At 71.5% G+C, this 23,413-nt stretch carries 22 protein-coding genes; 12 read left to right on the top strand and 10 right to left on the bottom strand.

Annotated features, from left to right (window positions below):
* Positions 1-153: 153 nt before the first annotated feature.
* On the bottom strand, positions 154-1,095 hold the full coding sequence (locus ACWCQ1_RS46695; protein WP_451029427.1) for an endonuclease/exonuclease/phosphatase family protein: 942 nt from the start codon (positions 1,093-1,095) through the stop codon (positions 154-156).
* A 210-nt stretch (positions 1,096-1,305) separates the two neighbouring features.
* Here ACWCQ1_RS46695 and ACWCQ1_RS46690 point away from each other — a divergent pair, with 210 nt between their 5' ends.
* Complete coding sequence (locus tag ACWCQ1_RS46690) at positions 1,306-2,610, top strand: DUF6986 family protein (RefSeq protein WP_358608510.1); 1,305 nt, start codon at positions 1,306-1,308, stop codon at positions 2,608-2,610.
* Positions 2,611-2,705: 95 nt separating this feature from the next.
* A complete protein-coding gene (locus tag ACWCQ1_RS46685; protein WP_451029426.1) occupies positions 2,706-4,778 on the top strand; it encodes a protein kinase domain-containing protein in 2,073 nt (690 codons plus the stop codon).
* Here the strand turns inward: ACWCQ1_RS46685 and ACWCQ1_RS46680 are convergent.
* Together ACWCQ1_RS46680 and ACWCQ1_RS46675 are read right to left on the bottom strand one after the other, a co-directional pair.
* Positions 4,748-5,521, bottom strand: coding sequence for a hypothetical protein (locus ACWCQ1_RS46680; RefSeq protein WP_451029425.1), 774 nt, complete (start codon positions 5,519-5,521; stop codon positions 4,748-4,750). The genes ACWCQ1_RS46685 and ACWCQ1_RS46680 overlap by 31 nt on opposite strands.
* Before the next feature lie 7 nt (positions 5,522-5,528).
* Positions 5,529-6,578: a LacI family DNA-binding transcriptional regulator gene (locus ACWCQ1_RS46675; protein WP_133049997.1), complete on the bottom strand. Its 1,050-nt coding sequence runs from the start codon at positions 6,576-6,578 to the stop codon at positions 5,529-5,531.
* A 235-nt stretch (positions 6,579-6,813) separates the two neighbouring features.
* Between ACWCQ1_RS46675 and ACWCQ1_RS46670 the strand changes: the two genes are divergently transcribed.
* The gene (locus ACWCQ1_RS46670) at positions 6,814-7,761 is read left to right on the top strand and encodes an ROK family protein (protein ID WP_133049998.1); all 948 of its coding nucleotides are present in this window, start codon (positions 6,814-6,816) and stop codon (positions 7,759-7,761) included.
* A gap of 159 nt (positions 7,762-7,920) precedes the next feature.
* Here the strand turns inward: ACWCQ1_RS46670 and ACWCQ1_RS46665 are convergent, their stop codons facing one another.
* The gene (locus ACWCQ1_RS46665; RefSeq protein WP_451029424.1) at positions 7,921-9,942 is read right to left on the bottom strand and encodes an NPCBM/NEW2 domain-containing protein; all 2,022 of its coding nucleotides are present in this window, start codon (positions 9,940-9,942) and stop codon (positions 7,921-7,923) included.
* A 268-nt stretch (positions 9,943-10,210) separates the two neighbouring features.
* Here ACWCQ1_RS46665 and ACWCQ1_RS46660 point away from each other — a divergent pair, with 268 nt between their 5' ends.
* Genes ACWCQ1_RS46660 through ACWCQ1_RS46650 form a run of 3 tightly spaced genes read left to right on the top strand, consistent with a single transcriptional unit; the run spans position 10,211 to position 13,340 of the window.
* Positions 10,211-11,479, top strand: coding sequence for an ABC transporter substrate-binding protein (locus ACWCQ1_RS46660; RefSeq protein ID WP_451029428.1), 1,269 nt, complete (start codon positions 10,211-10,213; stop codon positions 11,477-11,479).
* 20 nt (positions 11,480-11,499) lie between these two features.
* Positions 11,500-12,417, top strand: coding sequence for a carbohydrate ABC transporter permease (locus ACWCQ1_RS46655; RefSeq protein ID WP_133049999.1), 918 nt, complete (start codon positions 11,500-11,502; stop codon positions 12,415-12,417).
* Positions 12,414-13,340: a carbohydrate ABC transporter permease gene (locus ACWCQ1_RS46650; protein WP_133050000.1), complete on the top strand. Its 927-nt coding sequence runs from the start codon at positions 12,414-12,416 to the stop codon at positions 13,338-13,340. Before ACWCQ1_RS46655 ends, ACWCQ1_RS46650 begins: the two co-directional genes overlap by 4 nt.
* A gap of 16 nt (positions 13,341-13,356) precedes the next feature.
* Here the strand turns inward: ACWCQ1_RS46650 and ACWCQ1_RS46645 are convergent, their stop codons facing one another.
* Positions 13,357-13,695 (bottom strand): hypothetical protein, encoded by a 339-nt coding sequence (locus ACWCQ1_RS46645; protein ID WP_358608521.1) that lies wholly within the window; start codon positions 13,693-13,695, stop codon positions 13,357-13,359.
* Between the two features lie 79 nt (positions 13,696-13,774).
* On the opposite strand from ACWCQ1_RS46645, the gene ACWCQ1_RS46640 reads away from it, so the two are divergent.
* Both ACWCQ1_RS46640 and ACWCQ1_RS46635 read left to right on the top strand, forming a co-directional pair.
* The gene (locus ACWCQ1_RS46640; protein WP_133050002.1) at positions 13,775-13,978 is read left to right on the top strand and encodes a hypothetical protein; all 204 of its coding nucleotides are present in this window, start codon (positions 13,775-13,777) and stop codon (positions 13,976-13,978) included.
* Between the two features lie 138 nt (positions 13,979-14,116).
* Positions 14,117-15,157: an NUDIX hydrolase gene (locus ACWCQ1_RS46635; protein WP_133050003.1), complete on the top strand. Its 1,041-nt coding sequence runs from the start codon at positions 14,117-14,119 to the stop codon at positions 15,155-15,157.
* Between the two features lie 79 nt (positions 15,158-15,236).
* Here ACWCQ1_RS46635 and ACWCQ1_RS46630 read toward each other — a convergent pair whose 3' ends face one another.
* The 3 genes from ACWCQ1_RS46630 to ACWCQ1_RS46620 all read right to left on the bottom strand — a co-directional run bounded on the left by ACWCQ1_RS46630 (position 15,237) and on the right by ACWCQ1_RS46620 (position 18,417).
* Entirely contained in the window at positions 15,237-16,292 is a 1,056-nt protein-coding gene (locus ACWCQ1_RS46630; protein WP_451029423.1) for a protein kinase family protein, read from the bottom strand.
* Positions 16,293-16,303: 11 nt separating this feature from the next.
* On the bottom strand, positions 16,304-16,999 hold the full coding sequence (locus ACWCQ1_RS46625; protein ID WP_358608528.1) for an MBL fold metallo-hydrolase: 696 nt from the start codon (positions 16,997-16,999) through the stop codon (positions 16,304-16,306).
* 62 nt (positions 17,000-17,061) lie between these two features.
* Complete coding sequence (locus ACWCQ1_RS46620) at positions 17,062-18,417, bottom strand: M20/M25/M40 family metallo-hydrolase (RefSeq protein ID WP_451029422.1); 1,356 nt, start codon at positions 18,415-18,417, stop codon at positions 17,062-17,064.
* A gap of 131 nt (positions 18,418-18,548) precedes the next feature.
* Between ACWCQ1_RS46620 and ACWCQ1_RS46615 the strand changes: the two genes are divergently transcribed.
* On the top strand, positions 18,549-19,814 hold the full coding sequence (locus tag ACWCQ1_RS46615) for a geranylgeranyl reductase family protein (RefSeq protein WP_451029421.1): 1,266 nt from the start codon (positions 18,549-18,551) through the stop codon (positions 19,812-19,814).
* 55 nt (positions 19,815-19,869) lie between these two features.
* On the opposite strand, the gene ACWCQ1_RS46610 is transcribed toward ACWCQ1_RS46615, so the two are convergent.
* Positions 19,870-20,319 carry a nitroreductase family deazaflavin-dependent oxidoreductase gene (locus tag ACWCQ1_RS46610; RefSeq protein WP_358608537.1) on the bottom strand — a complete coding sequence of 150 codons (450 nt, stop codon included), beginning with the start codon at positions 20,317-20,319 and terminating at the stop codon, positions 19,870-19,872.
* 177 nt (positions 20,320-20,496) lie between these two features.
* On the opposite strand from ACWCQ1_RS46610, the gene ACWCQ1_RS46605 reads away from it, so the two are divergent.
* From ACWCQ1_RS46605 to ACWCQ1_RS46595, 3 genes are all read left to right on the top strand, one after another.
* Positions 20,497-21,177 carry a TetR/AcrR family transcriptional regulator gene (locus tag ACWCQ1_RS46605; RefSeq protein WP_133050009.1) on the top strand — a complete coding sequence of 227 codons (681 nt, stop codon included), beginning with the start codon at positions 20,497-20,499 and terminating at the stop codon, positions 21,175-21,177.
* Between the two features lie 92 nt (positions 21,178-21,269).
* Positions 21,270-22,496 carry a sensor histidine kinase gene (locus tag ACWCQ1_RS46600; protein ID WP_451029420.1) on the top strand — a complete coding sequence of 409 codons (1,227 nt, stop codon included), beginning with the start codon at positions 21,270-21,272 and terminating at the stop codon, positions 22,494-22,496.
* Positions 22,493-23,158 carry a response regulator transcription factor gene (locus ACWCQ1_RS46595; RefSeq protein ID WP_133050011.1) on the top strand — a complete coding sequence of 222 codons (666 nt, stop codon included), beginning with the start codon at positions 22,493-22,495 and terminating at the stop codon, positions 23,156-23,158. The genes ACWCQ1_RS46600 and ACWCQ1_RS46595 overlap by 4 nt, the downstream gene beginning before the upstream one ends.
* Here ACWCQ1_RS46595 and ACWCQ1_RS46590 read toward each other — a convergent pair.
* Entirely contained in the window at positions 23,119-23,403 is a 285-nt protein-coding gene (locus tag ACWCQ1_RS46590; RefSeq protein ID WP_133050012.1) for a DUF6332 family protein, read from the bottom strand. The two genes, ACWCQ1_RS46595 and ACWCQ1_RS46590, sit on opposite strands and share 40 nt — an antisense overlap.
* Positions 23,404-23,413: the final 10 nt, after the last annotated feature.

Here is a 23,413-nt window from a genome sequence, read left to right as displayed (position 1 = left end):
CCCCGATCTTCGACCTGGTCGACTACGGCGTGGTCGGCGACCTCTTCGACGTCGTCCCCCAGCTCACCGAGGAGATCAACACCCGCAAGGGCTGATCACCGGACGGCTGTACGAGGCCCCCGCGACCGCACGAACGGTCGCGGGGGCCTCGTCTCACTTCAGGCGCAGCGAGACCTGGACGGGAAAATGGTCGCTGGGGTACTGGCCGTTCAGGGAGGACGTGTCGATCGACGCCTGTTCGACCTTGACGGTGGGGGAGACGAAGATCCAGTCGATGCGCTCGCCGTTCGGCTGCGGCGGCCGGTACTTGGGGTGGAACGTCCCGTACAGCGGCCCGCGCCGGGCCGCCGCGTCCCAGGCGTCGACGAGTCCGGTGCCGACCATCGTGTCGTAGGCGCGGTTGGCGTGCGCGTAGGCGTTGAAGTCGCCCGTCACCACGACCGGCAGCGCGCCGCGGAGCCGGGCGATCCGCTGGACGATGAGGGCGGCGGCCCGTTCGCGCGCGTACTGGCTCGCGTTGTCGAGATGGGTGTTGAGGACGATGAACTCGCGGCCGAAGGCGCTGAGATCGCGGAACCGCACCCAGGTGGCGGTACGGGGCGTGTCCCCGCCCCAGGTCTCCGAACCGAGCACGTCCGGGGTGTCCGACAGCGCGAACGTGCCGTGCTCGACGGGCGAGAGGCGGCGGGTGTCGTAGAAGAGGGCCGTGGACTCGTCGCCGCTGATCCGTTCGCGACCGGTGCCGATCCAGGCGTAGTGCGGGGCGAGGTCGGACTCGATGTCGCGCAGTTGCCGGTAGAGGCCCTCCTGGGTGCCGAAGACATCGGGGGCCGCCGCGCGGAGCAGCCGGCTCATCGCGGGGCGGCGGTCGGCCCAGCTGTCGGGTTCCTCCGTGCTGGCGAACCGCAGGTTGAACGTCATCACGCGCAGATCGGGGACCCGGTGCCCGGTCACGGGGGCGCGGCGGACCCGGGGCGCCTCCGCCGAGGCGGACGGGGCGGAGACCGCGGCCGCGCTGGACAGGGGGAGGGTGACCGCCGCCGCCAGCAAGGCCTTGAGGCCCAGTCGGCGGGGGACTCGGTGCTGGTTCGGCACGGGGGCTCCTTCGGTCGCGAGGCCAAACGAGTCGCCCGTCGGGGCGAGTTGTGTGTCGAGCAGTGTGATACCCGGGTGTGAGTGGGGCGTGAACATGCCCAGGTGACGGCGTGGCCGGGTGTGGACATGGTGTTGACCATCCCGAGGTGCCCGGATACCTTCGTTCTACGGATTGTTGATTCCGTAGAGCGGAAAACGGGAGGGTATGGGATGGGCCAGGGCCAGCAGGAGAACGTGGCGACGAGCCTCGCGGGCGCTGTCAGCGAGGAGATCAGTGCCTCCCTCGCCCCGGTCGACGCCGAGTTGCAGCGCCTTTACCCCGGCGACCCCGGCACCCGCCAGCCCGTCCACACGGTCTACGTCCCCGGGGACGCCTTCGCCGCCGACACCATCCGCTCCTGGGGCGACCGGGCGCTGGCCGTCCTCGACGAACACGCCCCGGACGCCGCCTCCTTCGCCGCGGTCCTGGGTCTGTCCGACGAACTCGCCGAGCCCGTCTACGCGCGCGTGCGCGCCAAGTTGGAGCGCGAGCCCGTGGAAGACCTGCGCGTGGACTTCGAGGACGGCTACGGCCTCCGCCCGGACGCCGAGGAGGACGAGACGGCGGCCCGCGCGGCCCGGCTGATCTCCGAGGCGTACGAGAACGGGACCGCCGCGCCGTACATGGGCATCCGCATGAAGTGCATGGAGGCCGCGGTACGGGACCGGGGCATCCGTACCCTCGACGTCTTCCTCACCGGCCTGATGCGCGCGGGCGGACTGCCCGAGGGGCTGGTGCTGACGCTGCCGAAGGTGACGTACGCCGAGCAGGTCACCGCGTTCGCACGGCTGCTGGAGGAGTTCGAGAAGGCCCGCGGTCTGGACGCCGGACGGATCGGCTTCGAGATCCAGATCGAGACCAGCCAGTCCATCCTGGCCACCGACGGCACCGCCACCGTCGCCCGGATGATCCAGGCCGCCGAGGGGCGCGCCACCGGACTGCACTACGGCACCTTCGACTACAGCGCGTGTCTCGGCGTCTCCGCCGCCCACCAGGCAAGCGACCATCCGGCCGCCGACCACGCCAAGGCGGTGATGCAGGTCGCGGCGGCCGGCACGGGGGTCCGTGTCTCGGACGGCTCGACCAACGTGCTGCCCGTCGGCCCGACGGCGAAGGTCCACGACGCCTGGCGCCTGCACTACGGCCTGACCCGCCGCGCCCTCGCCCGCGCCTACTACCAGGGCTGGGACATGCACCCCGGCCACATCCCCACCCGGTACGCGGCCGTGTTCGCCTTCTACCGCGAGGGCTTCGAGCAGGCCGCCGCCCGGCTCGCCCGGTACGCGGGCCGGGTCGGCGGCGACGTCATGGACGAGCCTGCCACCGCCAAGGCCCTCAGCGGCTATCTGCTGCGCGGCCTGGACTGCGGCGCCCTCGACATCGCCGAAGTGGCCCGGCTGACCGGTCTGACCAGGGCCGACCTGGAGGGCTTCGCGGCGCCGCGGCGCGGCGACCTCACCGTCTCCGGCACGTAGCAGACCCGTCACAGCCGTCACCGTCGCCTGGTGTTGTCACCCCGGCCCCGTAGTCTGTTCGGCACGCAAGGACTGTCACAGGAACGGGGCGGGCGGTGTCTTCGGGGGAGCGTTCGGACGGGGGCGGTCGGCTGCTGGCGGGGCGCTATCGCGTCGTCGGGCAGCTCGGGCGCGGCGGCATGGGCGTCGTGTGGAGAGCCGTCGACGAGGTGCTGGGCCGCGAGGTCGCGGTCAAGGAACTGCGGACGTACAGCGACGCCAACGGGCCCGAACTCGCCGATCTGCGGCTGCGGATGCAGCGCGAGGCGCGCGCGGCGGCCCGGGTGCGGCATCACGGGGTCGTCGCCGTGCACGACATCGGGGAGGTCGACGGGCGCCCGCTGATCGTCATGGAGCTGGTCGACGGCCCCTCCCTGGACGACGTGCTGCGCGAGCGCGGCACCCTCGATCCGCGTGAGGCCGCGAGGATCGGCGCCAAGGTGATGGACGCGCTGGCCGCCGCACACCGGGCCGGTGTCCTGCACCGTGACGTCAAGCCCGGCAACATCCTGCTCGACCGACCCGGCCGCGTGGTCCTCACCGACTTCGGCATCGCCACCATGGAGGACCCGGGCGACGGCAACGCCACCCACCTCACCCGCAGCGGCGAACTGGTCGGCTCCCTGGACTACTTGGCCCCCGAGCGCGCGCAGGGCGCCGAGCCCGGCCCGGCCTCCGACGTGTGGGCCCTGGGTGCCACCCTGTACGCGGCGGTCGAAGGCACCTCGCCGTTCCGCCGTACGTCGACGTACTCGACCCTCGCCGCGATCGTCAGCGAACCCCTTCCCGAACCGCGGCGCGCGGGCCCCCTGGGCCCCGTCCTCCAACGCCTCCTGAACAAGCACCCCGAAACCCGCCCGGAGGCCGAGGAGGCCCGCGCGCTGCTCCGGACCGTCGCGGACCTGACCGTCTCGGACATCCCCACGACGACCCTGCGTGGAAGCGGGGTGCCGGCGGCTCCTGCCGGGTTCGGCCCAGCGGGAAGCGGCCGGGCCGGACGGCTTGGCGAGGCCAGTCCGATGGCATCGGGCGCCGGAGGGGCCGGGGAAGGCGTTGCGGGGACCTCGGGGACCAGAACAACCGGGGAGGCCGAGGGAGGGGCACCGGGGGCCGCGGCGCCGGAGGCGGCCCGTCGCGGCCCTTCGGCACCCGGCTCCGGCGAGCGCCCGGGGCCGGTGTTCCCGGTGTTCGGCCCGCCCGAGCCCGCCGCACGCCCGACGGACAGAGCGGCGCCGGAGCCGCAGCCGGCCGAGCACGCCACGCCAGGCTTCGGTCCGGCGGAAGGTTACGGAGGGGCGCCGTCCGGCCTCCACGGCCCCGAGACGACACCACCGGGCTTCGGCGAGCACGGACCAACGACCCCCGGCGCCTCCGGAGGTGCCGCCCCACCCGGCTTCGGCCCGTCCCCGCCGGTAGGACTCGCCTCTGCTCCCACCGGGACCGTCTCCTCCTCACCCCCGCCCCACCGAAAGGGACGTGTCCTGCTCGCCGCCGTGGCCGTCGGTGTCGTCCTCGCGGCGGCCGGGACCACCGTGGCTCTCGTCAACGGCTCGGGCGGTGACCGGGCCGGCGCCGGACCGGCGACGTCCAGCACGAGCGCGCCCGTCTCCGCGTCGGCGAGCGGGCGGACGGACGCCGATCGCTCCGGGCGGCCCCGGCCCACGGAACAGGGCGAGGAGAAGACGCCGACCCCGACGGAGGACGGTGGCACGAAGGGGGGCGTCCCAGCGGGAGGCGGCGGCTCGTCCGCGTCGGCCGAGCCATCCGGCGCAGGCACCACGCGCGCGTCAGGGAGCACCGGCACCCCAGGCGCCGGCTCCGGTCACGGTGGAGTCACGACTCCGGCGCCCTCCTGCACGTCCATCGGCGGCGGCAAGTACGACTGCACGGTCTGGCGGGACGCGAAGTCCTACACCGCCTCCGGCGCCGAGGCCGGGGTGCTGCACGCGGGCGTCAGCTACTTCTACTGCCAGCAGAACCTCGGCCGCCGCGAGACCTACGGCCGGTGGACCAACGTGTGGTGGGCGAGGACGGACGACGACAGCGGCAACACGAACGTCTACGTCAGCGACGTCTACGTCCGGGGCGGCGACAACGATCAGCCGGTCCCCGGGCTCCCGGTCTGCTGACCCCGCACGAACCGCTCCAGCCCCGACGCCGTGACCAGCTTCTCCTCCGCGAACACCCGGGTGCCCCGCTCGCACAGCCGCACATCGGCACGGGCCCGTGCGCAGAACTCCTCGGGCGTCACACCGAACAGGTCCCTCAAGCGGGCCGATCCCACGAGGAGTTCGGTCAGCAGCTCCCGCTGCCCGGGATGCGTCCGTGGCGCCGGGGTGCCGTTGTGCAGGACCCCGCGCCGGTTGACGTAGACGTACACGCCGGGCAGCCGCGTGCCGTCCTCCAGTTCGGTCCGCACCTCCGGCGACGGCAGCCAGGCCCGCCGGAAGTTGCCGTACGGCAGCGGTACGCCCTCGCTCGCGTCGATCACCGCCAGCTGCTCGGCGTCCAGCCACGTCACGAACAACTCCCGCACCGTGTCCGGTGCCTGGAACGGGGCCGCCGAGACATACCCCAGGCGGCTGACGTGCGCGGAGACTCCGACGTCGATCCCGGTGACACGCGCCTTCACCATCGGGATGGGCGAGGTGATCCCCGACTCGGCCATCTTTCCGCGCAGTTGGCCGGGGCAGCCGTTGGAACCCACCGCCAGGACCGGCACGCGGTCCTCGTCGTGCACGAGCCGGTCCAGCGGCAGCAGCTGGTCGCCGGAGAGCAGTCCGGACTCCGTGGGCCACGCGCCCGGGTAGAGCAGGGGATGGTCGCGCGGGGCCTTCGCCAGGCCCAGCGCTTCGAGGGTTCGCTCCCACATGGGTGACTCAGTCCGCCGGCGGCAGTTCGCCCGATCCGCGGGTGATCAGCCGGGTGGGCAGCTCGATGCGCTCCGGCGTGATCAGGTCGCCGTCCAGCTGGCGGAAGAGCCGCTCCGCGGCGGTACGACCGAGTGCCGCCGCGTCCTGCGCCACGACCGTGACGCCCGGCTGGAGCAGATCGGCGAGCTCGAAGTCGTCGAAGCCGACGAGGGCGACCGGGCGCTTGTGTTCGGCGAGGACGCGCACCGCGGTGACGGTGACCCGGTTGTTGCCCGTGAAGATCGCCGTGACGGGGTCCGGCCCGGACAGCATCTCCTCGGCCGCCCGTCGCACCCGGTGCGGATCCGTGACGCCCAGGGACATCCAGGCGTCCGCCACCTCGATGTCCGCGTCCTCCATGGCGGCCCGGTAGCCGCGCAGGCGCTCGGCGGCGGTGTGGATGCGGGGCATGTCACCGATGAACCCGATCCGGCGGTGGCCGTGGGCGATCAGATGGGCGACGCCGTCCCGGGCGCCCCCGTAGTTGTCCGACAGGACGACGTCCGCGTCGATCTTCCCGGCCGGACGGTCCACGAACACCGTGGCGACGCCCGCCTTGATCTCCGGCTCCAGATAGCGGTGGTCGTCCCCGGCCGGGATCACCACCAGCCCGTCCACCCGCCGTGCGCACAGCGCCAGCGCCAACTCCTGTTCACGGTCGGGGTCCTCCGCGCTGGAGCCGTTGATCAGCAGGGCGCCGTGCGCTCGGGCCACCTCCTCGACCGCGCGGCTGAGGGGGCCGTAGAACGGGTCGGCGAGATCCTCCAGGACCAGTCCGATGCTGGCGGTACGGCCCTTGCGCAGCACGCGCGCGCTGTCGTTGCGGCGGAAGCCCAGCGCGTCGATGGCCTCCTGCACCCGGCGCTCCGTCTCGGGGGTGACGCCGGGCTCGCCGTTGACCACGCGGGAGACGGTCTTCAGCCCGACTCCGGCGCGCGCGGCCACGTCCTTCATGGTCGGACGGTTGCCGTAACGGCTCCCGGAAAGGCGGTCTGTACGGCGGGCGGTCTCGGGCACGATGCGCTGTCCTGTCCTGTCTCGTCCATGGGGATGCGTCGGACCATGAGTTTGTATGAGGATGTGGCGTCGAGCATAGAGCCTGGACAACGTTGTCATATGCGAGAGACACTGTACAACGCAATCTCCGGCCTGCGTCCCCACCGCCAGACCGGCCCGCACTTCTCCGTGGCGGAGGGGGAACTCCCCCCGCGCCGACGGGGATCCGATTGGTTGACCGGGAGATCCGACACAGATGCAGACCGACCTCGTGGCCGCGCTGGACATCGGCGGCACCAAGATCGCCGGGGCGCTGGTGGACGGCCACGGCCAGATCGTGGTGCGCGCCCAGCGCGCGACGCCCGCGCAGCAGGACGGCGAGACCGTGATGGGCGCCGTGGCGGACGTCCTCGGCGAACTCACCGCCTCGCCCCTGTGGGGGCACGCCACGGCCCTCGGTATCGGCAGCGCCGGACCGGTGGACGCCTCCGCGGGCACCGTCAGCCCGGTCAACGTCCCGGGCTGGCGCGACTATCCGCTGGTCCAGCGGGTCCGGGACGCGGCCGGCGGCCTGCCGGTCGAGCTGATCGGCGACGGCGTGGCCATCACGGCGGCCGAGCACTGGCAGGGCGCGGCCCGCGGCCACGACAACGCGCTGTGCATGGTGGTCTCCACCGGCGTCGGAGGCGGACTCGTCCTGAACGGTCAACTGCACCCCGGTCCCACGGGCAACGCGGGCCACATCGGCCACATCAGCGTGGATCTGGACGGGGATCCGTGCCCGTGCGGTTCGCGCGGCTGCGTGGAGCGCATCGCCAGCGGACCGAACATCGCCCGCCGTGCGATCGAGAACGGCTGGGTGCCCGGCCCGGACGGCGACACGTCGGCCGCCGCCGTGGCCGCCGCCGCCCGGGCCGGCGACCCGGTCGCCGTGGCCTCCTTCGAGCGGGCGGCGCAGGCGCTCGCCGCCGGGATCGCGGCAACCGCGACCCTCGTCGAGATCGACATCGCGGTGATCGGCGGGGGCGTGGGCAAGGCGGGCGACGTGCTGTTCACCCCGCTGCGCAAGGCCCTCGGCAGCTACGCGACCCTCTCCTTCGTGCAGCGGCTGGAGATCACACCGGCCCAGATGGGCACGGACGCCGGACTGGTGGGAGCGGCCGCGGCCGCGCTCGCCAAGCGGGCGGACGCGGCCGCGGTCTGAGCGCCCAGGGGGCGCTCCCGGGGCCTCGGAGGGCAGGAACGTTCAGGCGGGGGCCGCCGAACTCCCCGAGCGGGCTCAGCGGCCCGCCTGAACGCCTTGTGGGCCCTGCCCGCGGCGGCAGCGGCTCACCTGTGCGCCGTAGGAACCCCTCGTGGGGGATCAGCAGGTCAGTCGCGCGTCCGCCCAGTCCGCGTGGTCCGAGTCGTTGCCGTCGCCGCCGTCGGTGACGACCAGACGGACCACCTGGGCGCCCGTCACGTCCGCGGTGAGCGGCTGGGCCGGCATCGCGTTGGTCAGGACGCCGGTCGAGGCGACCTTGGTCCCGTCGGCCCACACCTCGAACGCGACGGTGCCCTTGGCGCCCTTCTCGTCGTCCACGCCGACGTCCGCGGTGAGCGTGGTGCACGCCGTGCCGGTGTAGAACTCGACGTCGCTGTCCGCGTGGACACCGAGCCCCTTGGCGTACACCACGCCGCCGAGGGTGATCGGATGCCCGTCACCCGCCTTGCTCTCGCCGTTGCTGGTGTTGCGCTCGACCGGCCCGTAGCCGTTGGTGGCCGACAGCCACGGCAGATCGCCGAGGGACGAGGTGCCCGCGGGCGGGGGAACGACGACGGACACCGTCAGCGGGACCGCGCTGTCGACGCGGGCACCGGTCGGCGAGCGGTAACTCGCCCTGAGGGTCAGCGCGTACGACCCCGTCGGCGTCTCCGGTGGTGCGGTGACCGACCACTTGGTGCGCAGGGAGCGGCCGGTCGGCAGGACGAGGGCGTGGGCGGGGGAGGTCGCGCGGACGGTCCAGCCGTCGGGTCCCGTGAGGCCGGCCGACACGAGCAGTGCGGGGGTGCGGCCCAGGTCCGTCACGACCGTGGTCAGCGCGGCCGGTGTGCCCGCCTCGATCAACGGGCTGCCGTCCAGGCCGGTTTCGACGGCGGGCGGGTGCAGCGCCCAGGCGCGGTCGGCGAAGACCCGTACCAGGACCGTGCCGTGCGCCGGGACGGTCGCCGAGATGGTGCCCGCGGTGTTGTAGCCGCGGTGCTGCCACAGGTCACGCAGGGTGTAGGCGGGGGCCTCGGGCAGGCCGACGGCCGCGGCGGTGGTGGCGATGTGCTGGGCGGAGTCGGACTCGTTGAAGAGGGCCACCGTGCGGCTGCCGTCCTTCATCTCCTTGGCGACGACCCAGCGCCCGCCCTCGGAGGAGACGACCGTGCCCTGCTTGCCCAGCGGATCCTGGTCGACCGCGACGACCTCCTTGTTGTCGAGGATGTCGAAGGTCGCCGGGGTCGCCTTGCGCAGGTCGGAGCCGATGAGCAGCGGAGCGGACATGATCGACCACATCGAGAAGTGCGTGCGGTACTCGGTGTCGGTCATGCCGCCGTTGCCGACCTCCAGCATGTCCGGGTCGTTCCAGTGCCCGGGGCCGGCGTACGGCGCGAGCGGCAGGTTCTTCTTCAGAATCCCCAGCATCGAGCCCCAGTTGTCACTGATGTCACCGGTGGTGCGCCACAAATGGCCCACGTCGGCGGCCCATTCCCACGGTTTGTTCTGGCCCCATTCGCAAATGCTGTAGACGATGGGCCGGCCGGTCGCCCTGAGGGCGTCCCGCATGGTCGTGTAGCGCAACTTGGCGTCCACACCCTGGTTGTTGCAGTTGTCGTACTTGAGGTAGTCGACGCCCCAGTCCGCGAACTGCTGGGCGTCGCTGTACTCATGGCCGAGCGCACCCGGGAAACCGGCGCTGTTGCAGGTCTTGGTGCCCGCGCTGGTGTAGATCCCGAGCTCGAGTCCCTTGGAGTGCACATAGTCCGCGACCGCCTTGATCCCGTTGGGGAAGCGGACCGGATCCGGGACGAGTCTGCCGTTCGCGTCCCGGTTCGGCAGCGCCCAGCAGTCGTCGAGGTTGACGTACTGATAGCCGGCGTCCTTGAGGCCCTTCTCGACGAAGATGTCCGCGATTCCCTTGATCATGGACTCGTTGAAGTCGGCACGGCAGTGCGTGGAATTCCAGTTGTTGAAGCCCATCGGCGGGGTGAGGGCGAGACCGTCCGCCAGGGTGGGTGCGGCGGGTCCGGCGGCGGGTGCCGCGAGGGCCGGCGCGGCGAGTCCGGCGGCGCACAGGAGGCCCGCGGCGAACGCTCCGACCACTCTTCGGCGGGTCGTGCGGGGGTGAAGGTGACGCATCGTTACGTTTCCTCCGAACACGCGAAAGGTAGGAGGACATCATGTCCTCGTCATCGGTGCGCGTTTACGGTAAGTCGTGTCGGACTGTGTTGGAAGAGATGAGGTAACGGTTGTTCGGTATCCCGTCAGAACCCTTGACGCCAAGGCCACACGGAGGTGAGATCCAAGCCACGCGTTCGGTTGTGTGGGGTGGCAACCCGAGGAGGGGGACATGGCGCAGTCATCGTTCGATCCGTTGGCCCAGTCCAATGACCAGGCAGGTCATCGGATGTCCCGGCGAAATCTCTTACGCGGTGCGGCCCTCGGTGCCGGCGCGGTGACACTGCCCGCCCTGCTGTCGGCGTGTGGGAGCGGACCCGGCGGCGACAAGAAGGAGGTCTCCGTCGGCTCCAACGCCTCGGACGCCGTACCGAAGAAGGCGTACGCCGCCGCCTTCCAGGCCTACGAGAAGAAGTCCGGGAAGAAGGTGAAGGTCAACACCAAGGACCACAACGACTTCCAGGAGAACATCAACCGCTATCTGCAGGGCACCCCCGACGACGTCTTCATGTGGTTCGCCGGATACCGCATGCAGTACTTCGCGGAGAAAGGCCTGCTGACCGAGATCAGCGATGTGTGGAAGACGTTCACGGGATTCTCGGACGCGTTGAAGGCGCAGTCCACCCACGGCGGCAAGCAGTACTTCGTGCCGTACTACTACTATCCGTGGGCGGTGTTCCACCGGAAGAGCCTCTTCCAGCAGAAGGGCTATCAACAGCCCGCCAAGTGGGACGACTTCATCGCCCTGGCCAAACAGATGCAGAAGGACGGCAATCCGGTCGCTTTCTGCGACAAGGACGGCTGGCCCGCGATGGGCACCTTCGACTACATCAATCTGCGGCTGAACGGCTACGACTTCCACAAGTCCCTGATGGCGGGCGAGGAATCGTGGACCGACACCAAGGTGAAGAACGTCTTCGACACCTGGCGCGAACTCATGCCGTACTACCAGAAGGGCGCCCTCGGCCGGACCTGGGAGGAGGCCGGGCAGAGCCTGCAGCAGCGCAAGACCGGCATGGCCGTCTTCGGCATGCCGCACCCCGGCACCCAGTTCCCCGAGAACGAGCGGGACGACATCGACTTCTTCGCCTTCCCCGAGATCGACCCGCAGTGGGGCCTGGACGCCGTCGAGGCCCCCATCGACGGGTTCCTCGTCGCGAAGAAGTCCAAGAACCTGACCGGTGCGAGGGACCTCCTCAAGTGGCTGGGCAAGCCGGAGGCCGAGGACACCTACCTCACCTACGACCCCAACAACGTGGCCGTCAACTCGGGCGCCGACACCTCCCACTACAGCGCCCTGCAGAAGAAGTCCGCACAGCTCGTCTCGCAGGCGAAGCAGATCTCGCAGTTCCTGGACCGCGACACCCGCCCCGACTTCGCGTCGACCGTGATGATCCAGTCGATCCAGGAATTCATCGGCAACCCGAAGGACGTCGACGGGCTGTGCAACAGCATCGAGCGGCAGAAGAAGTCCATCTTCTCGCAGCCCGTCGGCTGATCACTGGGGGACAAGTTTCCGTGGCGCTCACCTTCCCGCGACGCGCCGGACGACGGCGGCGCCTGCGGCGGTTCACCCGTCGCGACGCCGTCGTCCTCGGCGTGCTGCTCGGCATCCCGATCCTGCTCGACCTCGCCATCGTCTGGGGCCCGACCCTCGCCTCGATCGGCCTGTCCTTCACCGCCTGGGACGGCATCGGCGACATCCACTGGGTCGGCCTGGACAACTACCGGAACCTCGCCGACAACTACCCGCCCTTCTGGCCGGCCGTCCGCCACAACGTCATGTGGCTGCTCTTCCTCGGCCTGATCGCCACGCCCTTCGGCCTCCTCCTGGCCGTGCTGATCGACCGGGGCGTCCGCTTCAGCCGCTTCTACCAGTCCGTCATCTACCTGCCGGTCGTGCTCTCGCTCGCGATCGTCGGCTTCATCGCCCAGCTGATCCTCGGCACCGACCAGGGCGTGATCAACACCATCCTCAACAACCACGACGACCCGATCGACTGGCTGGGCGACTCACACCTCAACCTGTGGATGATCATGATCGCGGCAGGCTGGCGGCATGTCGGCTATGTGATGATCCTCTACCTGGCCGGCCTGAAGTCCGTCGATCCTGCGCTCAAGGAAGCGGCCGCCATCGACGGCGCGAACGAACGCCAGACCTTCTTCCAGGTGGTCTTCCCGACCTTGCGGCCGGTCAACGTCATCGTCGGCGTCATCACCGTGATCGAGGCGCTGAGGGCCTTCGACATCGTCTACGCCGTCAACAAGGGCCGCAACGGACTGGAACTGCTCTCCGTTCTCATCACCGACAACATCATCGGCGAGGCCAGCCGCATCGGCTTCGGCTCCGCGATCGCCGTCGTGCTGCTCGTCGTGTCGCTGGGATTCATCGTGACGTTCCTGGTCCAGGAGCTGCGAGGTGCGCGCGAGCGATGACCGCAGACATCCGCACCACCGCACCCGTGCCCCGCACGGCCCCCGACCCGGCCCCGCCCGTGAAGTCCCGCCGCCGACGCGGTCGCTGGGGCGTGCACATCTTTCTGACGGCGGTCTCCCTCGCGTTCCTCGCGCCCCTGCTGCTCGCCGTCTACGCGAGTCTGCGCCCGTACGAGGACACGGCGCAGCACGGCTACCTCTCCTGGCCGAAGCACCTGTCCTTCGAGTACTACCGCCGGGCCTACACCGAGTCCGGCATGGGCAAGTACTTCACCAACACGCTGATGATCGCCGTACCGGCCGTCATCATGACGCTGTTCCTGGCCGCCTTCGTCGCCTTCGCCGTCTCCCGCCTGAGGCTCCGCGGCGGGATCGTGCTGCTGATGTTCTTCACGGCGGGCAACCTGCTGCCGCAGCAGGTGATCGTGACGCCCCTGTACGTGCTGTTCAACAAGATCCCGCTGCCCTGGTGGATGTCCGACTCGCTGACGATGTACGACTCCTACTGGGCCGTGATCATCGTCAACATCGGTTTCCAGGTGGGTTTCTGCGTCTTCGTCCTCGCCAATTTCATGCGCACGCTGCCCCAGGAGATCCTGGAGGCGGCGATCGTCGACGGCGCGGGCGTGTGGACCCAGTTCTGGCGCATCACTCTGCCCCTGTGCCGCCCGGCCCTGGCGGCCCTGGCGACGCTGGAGTTCACCTGGATCTACAACGACTTCCTCTGGGCCCTGATCTTCATCTCCAACCCGGACAAACTGCCGATCACGTCGTCCCTGAACAATCTCAGGGGGCAATTTTTCACGGATTACAACCTCCTGGCCGCGGGCTCGGTCCTGGTCGCCCTCCCGACCATCCTGGTGTTCCTGCTGCTCCAGCGGCACTTCATCGCGGGACTGACCCTGGGCTCGACCAAGGGGTGAGTCCGGCGGGCCGCGGTCAGCCGTCCGCGAACCTCCGGGCGAGGTCACGCAGACGGTCCGCGGCCCGCCGTACCTGCTCCCGGGGGACGGTCGTCCCGGGCGAGCCCGCCAGACGTTCGAGCCGTTCGGCCTGCCGCAGATGCTCGACCGCCGCGTGCTCGCGGCAGGGCAGACACGTGACGCTCTCCGGCCGCCGAGAGGTCATGGCGTACGGCACGCGCTGCCCGCAGCCCGTGGTCACCGTGCTCGGCGCGTCCCCCACCAGGCCGAAGGTGGCCGCCAGCATGCCGCGTACTTCCGGGCCGTCGCGGAGCATCCTCGTGTCGACATGGATGTGCCCGTCCGTCCCGTCCATGCGTCCTCCCCGCCGCGTCTCCTCATCGGACATGCCCAGGATGCGTGACCCCGATCCGTCTCCGGCAGTTGATCCGGTCATGAAGAAGCGCAGCATGATGGCCATCGCCTCCCTCGCCACCGGGTTCGTCGTCGCGGCGATCAGCCCCTCGCACAGCGGCGACCACCAGGTCCTCGGTGACCACCAGACCCTGGGCGACCTCAGCCCCGAGGGCGTCGTCGACACGGTCACCCACACCGTCGGCGACGACAGCCTCGCCGACACCGACAAGGCCCTCGGCTGACACCGACGGCGGACCGTGGCGCCGGTGCCCCCGGACAGGGGCACCGGCGCCCCCTCATGTGCGCCCTCAACTGGGGCTGGTTTCCGTGGCAGGGTGAAGCGGGCAAGCCTCAGGGGGCCAACACAAGAGGGGGAGTCCGTGATCGTCTGGATCAACGGCGCGTTCGGTGCGGGAAAGACGACCACCGCACGGGAGCTCATCGAACTGATCCCGAACAGCACGCTCTTCGACCCCGAGGTCATCGGCGGGGGACTGACACACCTGCTGCCTGCCAAGCACCTCGCCGAGGTCGGTGACTACCAGGACCTGCCGATCTGGCGGCGCATGGTGATCGACACGGCGGCCGCCCTGCTCGCCGAGCTCGGCGGGACCCTCGTGGTCCCCATGACCCTGCTGCGCCAGGAGTACCGCGACGAGATCTTCGGCGGCCTCGCCGCCCGCAGGATCGGCGTCCGGCATGTCCTCCTCGCCCCGGCGGAAACGATCCTGCGGGAGCGCATAGCCACCCGGGAGGTCCCGCCCGACCTCCCCGACGGCGAGATGCGCGTACGGCAGTGGTCGTACGACCACATCGAGCCGTACCGCGGCGCCCTCGACTCCTGGCTCACGGCGGACGCCTATCCCGTCGACAACGGCACGCTGACGCCGTACGAGGCGGCGGTGCGGATCGCGGAGGCGGTCAGGTCGGGGGAGGCAGTGGAATGTGACATAGTACAGACCCCCGAACCCACCGCCGAGACCCTTGCGGCCGGTGTCCTCCTCTTCGACGAGCAGGACCGCTTCCTCCTCGTCGACCCCACCTACAAGCCCGGCTGGGAGTTCCCCGGCGGGGTCGTCGAACCCGGCGAGGCGCCCGCCCGCGCGGGTATGCGCGAGGTCGCCGAGGAGACCGGGATCCACCTCGTCGACGTACCGCGGCTGCTGGTCGTCGACTGGGAGGCGCCCGTGCCGCCGGGATTCGGCGGGCTGCGGCTGCTGTTCGACGGCGGCCGCCTCGACTCCGCGGAGGCGGCCCGGTTGCTGCTGCCGGGGCCGGAGTTGCGTGAGTGGCGGTTCGTCAGCGAGGCCGAGGCCGCCGACCTGCTGCCGCCGGTGCGCTACGAGCGGCTGCGCTGGGCGCTGCGGGCCCGGGAACGCGGGGCGGCGCTGTATCTGGAGGCGGGCGTCCCGATGGGCTGAAGCCCGCCTCCGTGCCACGTGGGCGAAAGCCCGTCTCTGACTCGGTCATCGTCGCTGGCGGGGCCCCAGTCGCCTGCCACTACGCGGAGAACGTGGAGCTGTTGTATGCGAGGTGGAGTTCCTCGTACGGGTAGGGGGTGAGCCCGCTCTCGGTCCGCAGCCGGCCGAGGAAGCCGTTGAAGACGGCGGTGAGCGTCGCGTCCCGCGCGATGATCGCGGCGGCCGCCGCGGGGACGCCGTCGGCGTGCGCCCCGACCGCGCAGGCCCGTACGAAGGCCTCCCGCTCCTGCCGGTCGTAGCCGTACAGGGCGGTGACGAGCCAGTTCACCAGGTACGCCCGGGAGTATGCGAGGTCGTAGTCGCGGTGCCGGTCGAAGAAGGCGCGCTCCTGCCGGGCGAGCTGGAAGCGGGGGCCGAAGGCGAGGCCGTGGTCGGAGAGGTAGAACTGCTCGCCGTCGGTGAGGATGTTCTGGAAGTGCACGTCGAAATGCAGGAGTTCACGGTCGCGGAGGAAGGCGGTCACCTCACACAGCCACTCGTCCACCCGGGCGCAGGTGCGATCCGCCTCCCCGGTACGCACCCGCGCGTCGAACCAGTCGTGGAGGGTGTGCGGGACGTACTCCAGGAACAGGGTGAGGCTCGAGGCCGCCGTGCGCAGGGCGTCGAGGCGCTCGCGCACCTCGGGTGAGCCGCCCCAGTACGCCACCGTCCCTTCCACGTCGGCCAGTTCCTTGGGAAGCGGCTGCACGGCGTCCGGCAGCACCCGCCAGTGGTGCATCAGCGGGAACCCCGGGAAGCGGTCGGCCAGCACCCAGTTCGTCGTCATGGCGTGCGCGGCCAGCTCGCGCCAGGCGCCGAAGCCGGGGCTGCGGCCGGTGCCGTAGTGGCAGCCCGGCGGCAGCTGGAAGAGGTTCCCGGTGGAGCGGGCGTTCTCGGGCCGCAACTCGACGTCGGTGACCGGCACCCGCTTCACGAACACCCGCCGGCCCGCCACCTCGACCAGCGTCGAGCGTCCGCCGATCCCCGCACCGAGGGGCGTCCCCGACTCGACCAGGTCCGCCAGCTCGCGGTCGCCGAGCAGGGACAGGGCGGTGGCGATCTCGGCGTGGGCGGTACGGCGTGCGGCAACGGACATGCCCTCCATGGTCAGGGTGACAGCGGGTACCTGTCCGCCGATCGGCGAAGTGCGGTGGCCGCGTGGCCGATCACCGGATCGCCGTGCCCGAAGCAGGCCGTGTCGGAGTCGAGCTCCGCGAGACGGTGGAAGGACCCGACGGCGCGGGCCCGGTCGAGGTTGAAGACGCCGGGCATCACGGTGCCGTCGGTCGGGGCGGCGGCCACCGCGTCCCCGGTGAACAGCACACGGTGGCGCGGAAGATGGAGCGCGATGCTGCCGTCGGTGTGACCGGGCACGTGGACGACGTGCGCGCCGCCGCCGAAGTCGAGGACGTCACCGTCGGACAGTTCGCCCACCTTCGCCGGGCGCGGCCAGGGAACGCGAGGGAGCCGCCGGGCCGCCCGCGCATGCACCGGGCGCTCCCAGTCCTCCAACACCGGGGACGGGCCCGGGAGTTCGCCCCGTACGACGGGCGCGTCCAGATGGTGGGCGAGCACCTCCGCGCCGCACCGTGCGGCCAACTCGCCCGCGCCGCCCACGTGATCCTCGTGGAAGTGGGTCAGCACGATGCGCCTCAGTCCGCCGAAGACCTTCGCGACGGCCGCCGCCGAGCCCGGCGGGCCCGCGTCGATCATCGTCAACTCCCCGCCGTCGCGCCACAGATACGCCTGGCCGACGGGGAAGCGGAGGAGATGGAGGCGGGGGAGAAGCTCGACGACGTCCATGAGGCCGACCGTAGAAGGGCCCCCGCCCGGCGGCCAGGGCCCTCGGCTGACGGCAGAGCGGCTCAGCTCGCGGCGTAATTGCGCAGGAACAGCGCCTCGGCGACCGACAGACGCTCCAGCTCCTCCGGCGACAGGCTCTCGTTGACCGCGTGGATCTGGGCCTCCGGCTCGCTCAGGCCGATCAGCAGGATCTCCGCGTCGGGGTAGAGGGAGGCGAGGGTGTTGCACAGCGGGATGGAGCCGCCCTGACCGGCGTACTGCATCCGCGCGCCGGGGTAGGCGACCGCCATGGCCTCGGCCATCGCCGCGTACGCCGGGCTGGTCGTGTCGGCGCTGAAGGGCTGGCCCTGGCCGACCTGTTCGACGCTCACCCGGGCGCCCCACGGGGTGTGGGCCTCGATGTGGGCCTGCAGCAGCTTGGTCGCCTCGGCCGCGTCCACGCCCGGCGGGACGCGCAGGCTGACCAGGGCGCGGGCGCCGGCCTGCACGGACGGGGTGGCCCCGACGACGGGCGGGCAGTCGATGCCGAGGACGGTGACGGCGGGACGCGCCCAGATGCGGTCGGCGACGGTGCCCGAACCGATCAGCTCGACCCCGTCCAGCACCTTGGCGTCGCGGCGGAACTGCTCCTCGTCGTACTGCAGTCCCTCCCAGCGGTTCTCGGCGGTCAGCCCGTCCACGGTCGTCGAGCCGTCCTCCGCGCGCAGTGAGTCGAGGACCCGGATCAGCGCGGCCAGCGCGTCGGGGGCGGCACCGCCGAACTGGCCGGAGTGCAGATTGCCCTCCAGGGTGTCCATCTGGACGCGGACCATGGTCATGCCGCGCAGGGTGGAGGTGACCGTCGGCAGCCCGGCGCGGAAGTTGCCCACGTCGCCGATGACGATGGTGTCGGCGGCGAGCAGCTCCGGGTGCTCCTCGGCGTACCGCTCCAGACCGCCCGTGCCCATCTCCTCCGAGCCCTCGGCGATCACCTTGACGTGCACCGGCACGCCGCCGTTGGCCTTCAGGGCGCGCAGCGCGAGCAGGTGCATGATCACGCCGCCCTTGCAGTCGGCGGCCCCGCGCCCGTACCAGCGGCCGTCCCGCTCGGTCAGTTCGAACGGCGGGCTCGTCCAGGCCGTCTCGTCCAGCGGCGGCTGCACGTCGTAGTGGGCGTAGAGCAGGACGGTCCTGGCGCCCTCCGGGCCGGGCAGGTAGCCGTAGACGGACTGCGTGCCGTCGGGGGTGTCGAACACCGCCACGTCCTGGAAACCCTCGGTGCGCAGGGCGCCGGCGACCCAGTTCGCGGCGCCCTCGCTCTCGCTGCGGGGGAACTGGTCGAAGTCCGCCACCGACTTGAAGGCCACCAGCTCCGCGAGCTCGCTCTTGGCCCGCGGCATCAGCGAGGCGACGGTCTCGGCGACCGATTTCGACGACATGGGCACGCTCCTCGTGGGTGCGACGTTGTACGTGTGGATATGGGGATCCTCCCACAGTGGCCTGCGGCGACGTCCGCCGTAGGATGCGGGGGACAGGTGCGGCCTAGCCTTGATCGGAGCAGCGGACCATCGTGAGCGGCGACAACTCTTCGGCGGACGACGTGCAGCGGGTGTGGGACGTCGTCGTGGTGGGCGCGGGACCCGCGGGGGCTTCGGCCGCCTACGCGGCGGCGGTCGCGGGGCGGCGCGTGCTGCTGCTGGAGAAGGCCGAGCTGCCCCGCTACAAGACCTGTGGCGGCGGCATCATCGGCCCCTCGCGCGACGCGCTGCCGCCCGGTTTCGAGCTGCCCTTCCGGGACCGGGTGCACGCGGTCACCTTCTCCAACAACGGCCGCTTCACCCGTACCCGCCGCTCCAAGCAGATGCTGTTCGGGCTGATCAACCGCCCGGAGTTCGACCAGCAGCTGGTGGAGCACGCCCAGAAGGCGGGCGCCGAACTGCGTACGGGCGTCACCGTGCAGCGGGTCGAGCAGCACGGTTCGGCGGTGCCGGACCGGCGTACGGTCGCGGTGGTCCTGCAGGGCGGGGAGACGCTGCTCGCGCGGTCCGTCGTCGGCGCGGACGGCAGCGCCAGCCGGATAGGGGCGCACGTCGGGGTCAAGCTGGACCAGGTCGACCTCGGTCTGGAGGCGGAGATCCCGGTGCCGGAGACCGTCGCCGAGGACTGGCGGGGGCGGGTGCTGATCGACTGGGGGCCGATTCCCGGCAGTTACGGCTGGGTGTTCCCCAAGGGGGACACGCTGACGGTCGGTGTGATCTCGGCGCGGGGCGAGGGCGCCGCCACCAAGCGGTACTTGGAGGAGTTCGTCGGCCGGCTCGGTCTCGCCGGCTTCGAGCCCAGCATCTCCTCGGGGCATCTGACCCGGTGCCGGGCCGACGACTCCCCGCTGTCGCGGGGGCGGGTGCTGGTGTGCGGGGACGCGGCGGGGCTGCTGGAGCCGTGGACGCGCGAGGGCATCTCGTTCGCGCTGCGCTCGGGCCGGCTCGCCGGCGAGTGGGCGGTGCGGATCGCCGAGGCGCACGACGCGGTGGACGCCCGGCGCCAGGCGCTGAACTACGCGTTCGCGATCAAGGCGGGGCTCGGCGTCGAGATGAGCGTCGGCAAGCGCATGCTGATCGCGTTCGAACGCCGTCCGGGCCTCTTCCACGCGGCGCTGACCGGTTTCCGGCCCGCCTGGAACGCGTTCAGGGAGATCACGCAGGGAGCGACGTCCCTGGGCGAGCTCGTCCGCACCCACCCCTTCGCCCAGCGGGCCCTGACCGCCCTGGACCGCCGCCCGGTGACCGCCGAGCCGGCGGAGACCACCGAGACGGAGACCACCGAGGTCGGCTCCTGACGGTGATCCGGGGCCCACGGGCGGGGTCGGAGGCCGTGCGCCGCGGAGGGCGTGGTCACTTGGCGGTCTCGATGCGGAAGACCGGGTGGTCGGGGGCGATGCGGCGCAGTTCGGTGTCGGGGGAGTCGGGGCCGACGCCGCCGAAGAAGACACCGACCTCGGCCTTCCAGCGCCTGAGGTAGGCGCGCAGCAGCGGGACCTTGTCGTCGTCGGCGACCTCGGTGGCGGTGAAGACGTCCACGTGCTTGCCCAGGCGCAGCTCGCCGCCGCCGGCCGCGCGCATGTTGTGCGTCCACTGGACGTGGCCGCGCGGGGCGAGCAGGTACTGCTGTCCGTCCACGACCAGCAGGTTGACGGGAGTGGTCCGCCACTCGCCGCTCTTGCGGCCGCGGACCGCGAGGACCCGGGAGCCCCAGATGCTGATGCCGCGGCGGGTCATCCAGGCGACCGCGCGGTTGAAGACGTTGACGGTGAACCAGCCGGGCTTCTGGACGTGCGTGGACATTGGGGACCCCCATCGTGGAGTAGAGCGGGGAGAGCGCTGCTCGCTTTTGTGAGCACTGCTCTCGCTTGGTGAAGAGTCTGCACCCGATCGGTGCTCCAGTGCAAGAGCAGTGCTCTCTTTTTTGTGCACCGCTCACATCTGTGTGCACTGCTCTCGTTCCATGGGACACTGGCCTCCATGAGCACCGCACACAGCGCCCGCGCCCGAGCCAGGATCGAAGTCACCGCCGCCATCAAGGACGAGGCGCGCAGACAGCTGGCCGCGGAGGGTGCCGCCAAGCTCTCGCTGCGCGCCGTGGCCCGTGAGCTCGGCATGGTCTCCTCCGCCCTCTACCGCTACTTCCCCAGCCGCGACGACCTGCTGACCGCACTCATCATCGACGCCTACGACTCGCTCGGCGAGGCCGCCGAAGCGGTCCGCGACACCGCCTCCAAGCCGGTCGAACGCTGGATCGCCGTCTGTGAGGCGGTCCGCGCCTGGTCCCTCGCGCACCCCCACGAATACGCCCTGATCTACGGCTCCCCGGTCCCCGGCTACGTCGCCCCCGACACCACCGTCCAGCCCGCCGCCCGCGTCGGCCTCGTCCTCATCGGCATCGTCCGCGACGCCATCAGGGGACCGGGCGTGCACTTCCCCCCGCTCTCCGCCGAGCTGCGCCCCGAGGCCGAGCGCCTCGCCGCCGACATCGCCCCCGACCTCCCGCCGGAGGTGTCGGCGGCCCTGGTCGCGGCCTGGGCACAGCTGTTCGGCCTGGTCGGATTCGAGCTGTTCGGCCAGTTCAACCGGGTCGTCGAGGACCGGGAGTCCTTCTTCCGGCATGCGGCGGGGCAGCTCGCGCGGGGGGTGGGGCTGCGGTGAGCGGGCCCGGCGGGCGTACTTCCCGGGGAGTACCGGTGATCACCCCGCCCGGCTGACGCCCGGGCGGCCCGCCGGCGTCTAGCGTGGCGGGCATGGAGGAGCAGCGGGTGCGCGGGGCCGGGCCGCCGTGGAGGTGGCGGCACGGGCCGCCGTGGCCGGGGCGCGGCGGGGAGGAGCGTGGGTCGCGGTGGCCGTGGCGGTCCACCGTGGTGATCACCGTCCTCGTCCTCGTCGGCTCCCAGTTCGCGGCTCACCAGCAGCACGGCACGCGCGCCTCGCTCGATGTCTTCGCGCGCGTGCTGCTGCTCGTCGCGTCGGGTCTGCTGCTGTGGCGGGGGCGCCACCCGGTGCTGGTCGTCTTCGGTACGGCGGCGGCCGCGATGGTGTATCTCGGCGCCGGATATCCGTACGGGCCGGTCTTCCTCGCCGTGGTCGTGGCGTGCTTCCGTGCCGTCGTCGCCGGGCACCGGCGGGCCGCCTGGGCGGCGCTGGCGATGCTGTGGGCCGGGCACATGCTGGTGGCGCACTGGCTGTACCGGTGGCTGCCGCCCTCCGGCGACTCGGCGGCCTCCTGGGCGAGCGAGGGGGTGATCGCCGCGTGGGTGGTGGCGATCGTCGCGCTGGCCGAGCTCACCCGGACCCGACGCGAGCAGTGGGCCCGCGAGCGTGCCGAGCGGGCCCAGGCGGCCCGGCGCCGGGCCGACGAGGAGCGGCTGCGGATCGCCCGCGAGCTGCACGACGTCCTCGCCCACAGCATCTCGGTGATCAACGTCCAGGCCGGCGTGGGCCTCGCCCTCCTCGACACCGACCCCGAGCAGGCCCGCGCCGCCCTCACCACCATCAAGGCCGCCAGCAAGGAGGCCCTCGGCGAGGTCCGCCAGGTCCTCGACACCCTCCGCACCCCCGGAGACGCCCCGCGTGCCCCCGCCCCCGGTCTGGACCGGCTCCCCGAACTGGTGCAGCAGGCGGCGAGCGCGGGACTGACCGTAGACGTCGAAGGGGCCCCGCCCCGCCTCGCGCCCGGCACGGATCTCGCCGCCTTCCGCATCGTGCAGGAGGCGCTCACCAATGTCGTACGGCACTCCGGTTCGCGGCACGCGCGCGTGCGCCTCGAGCACGACCCCCGGACGCTGCGGCTGTGCATCGACGACGACGGGCCGGCGACCGGCGAGGAAGCGGGCGGCAGCGGCAACGGGCTGGCCGGGATGCGGGAGCGGGCCGCCGCGCTCGGTGGCACGATCGAGGCGGGCCCGCGTCCCGAGGGGGGCTTCCGTGTGCTCGCCGAACTGCCCCTGCAGACCAAGGAGGACGACCGGTGATCCGCGTACTGCTCGCCGACGACCAGTCACTGGTACGGGCCGGCTTCAAGGCGCTGCTGGACGCGCAGCCGGACATCGAGGTGGCAGGCGAGGCCGCCGACGGCGCGGAGGCGGTGCGTGAGGTCCGCGAACTGCGCCCGGACGTCGTCCTGATGGACATCCGCATGCCCGCGCTGGACGGGCTGGCCGCCACCCGCGAGATCAACGCGGACCCGGTGCTGCGGGACGTGAAGGTGGTCATGCTGACCACGTTCGAACTGGACGAGTACGTCTTCGAGGCGATCCGCTCGGGTGCCTCCGGCTTCCTGGTCAAGGACACCGAACCGGACGAACTCCTGCGCGCCGTCAGGGCGGTGGTCGAGGGCGACGCACTGCTGTCCCCCGGGGTCACCCGCCGGCTGATCGCCGAGTTCGCCGCCCGTTCCAAGGAGCCCGCGGCCGCCGACGCCCTTGCCGGGCTCACCGAGCGGGAGAGGGAGGTGATGGCCCTGGTCGGCATCGGCCTGTCCAACGAGGAGATCGCCCGCCGCCTGGTCGTCAGCCCCCTGACCGCGAAGACCCACGTCAGCCGCACGATGGTCAAGCTGGGTGCCCGGGACCGGGCCCAACTGGTCGTCCTGGCCTACGAGTCGGGGTTGGTGCGGCCGGGCTGGCTGGGCTGAGCCGCACGCCGGAACCGCACCAGGACACTCACGACCCGGACGACGAAGACGATCGGCGCGAGCGTCAGGCCCACCCGCAGCAGCACCGCCGACAGCAGCGGGGGCAGACCGAAGAGCAGCGCCGGACCGGCGACCGCCCCGAAGATCACCGCTGCCGCGAACACCGCGCTCACCAGCGCGTACCCGACCTCCACGGTCGTCGCGTCCTGCTCGGCCTTGTTGCGCCGTCCCCCGTGACCGTCCATCCGTCCAGTA

Source organism: Streptomyces sp. NPDC002144 (genome assembly GCF_053593695.1).
This window is presented reverse-complemented; position numbering and strand designations above follow the sequence as displayed.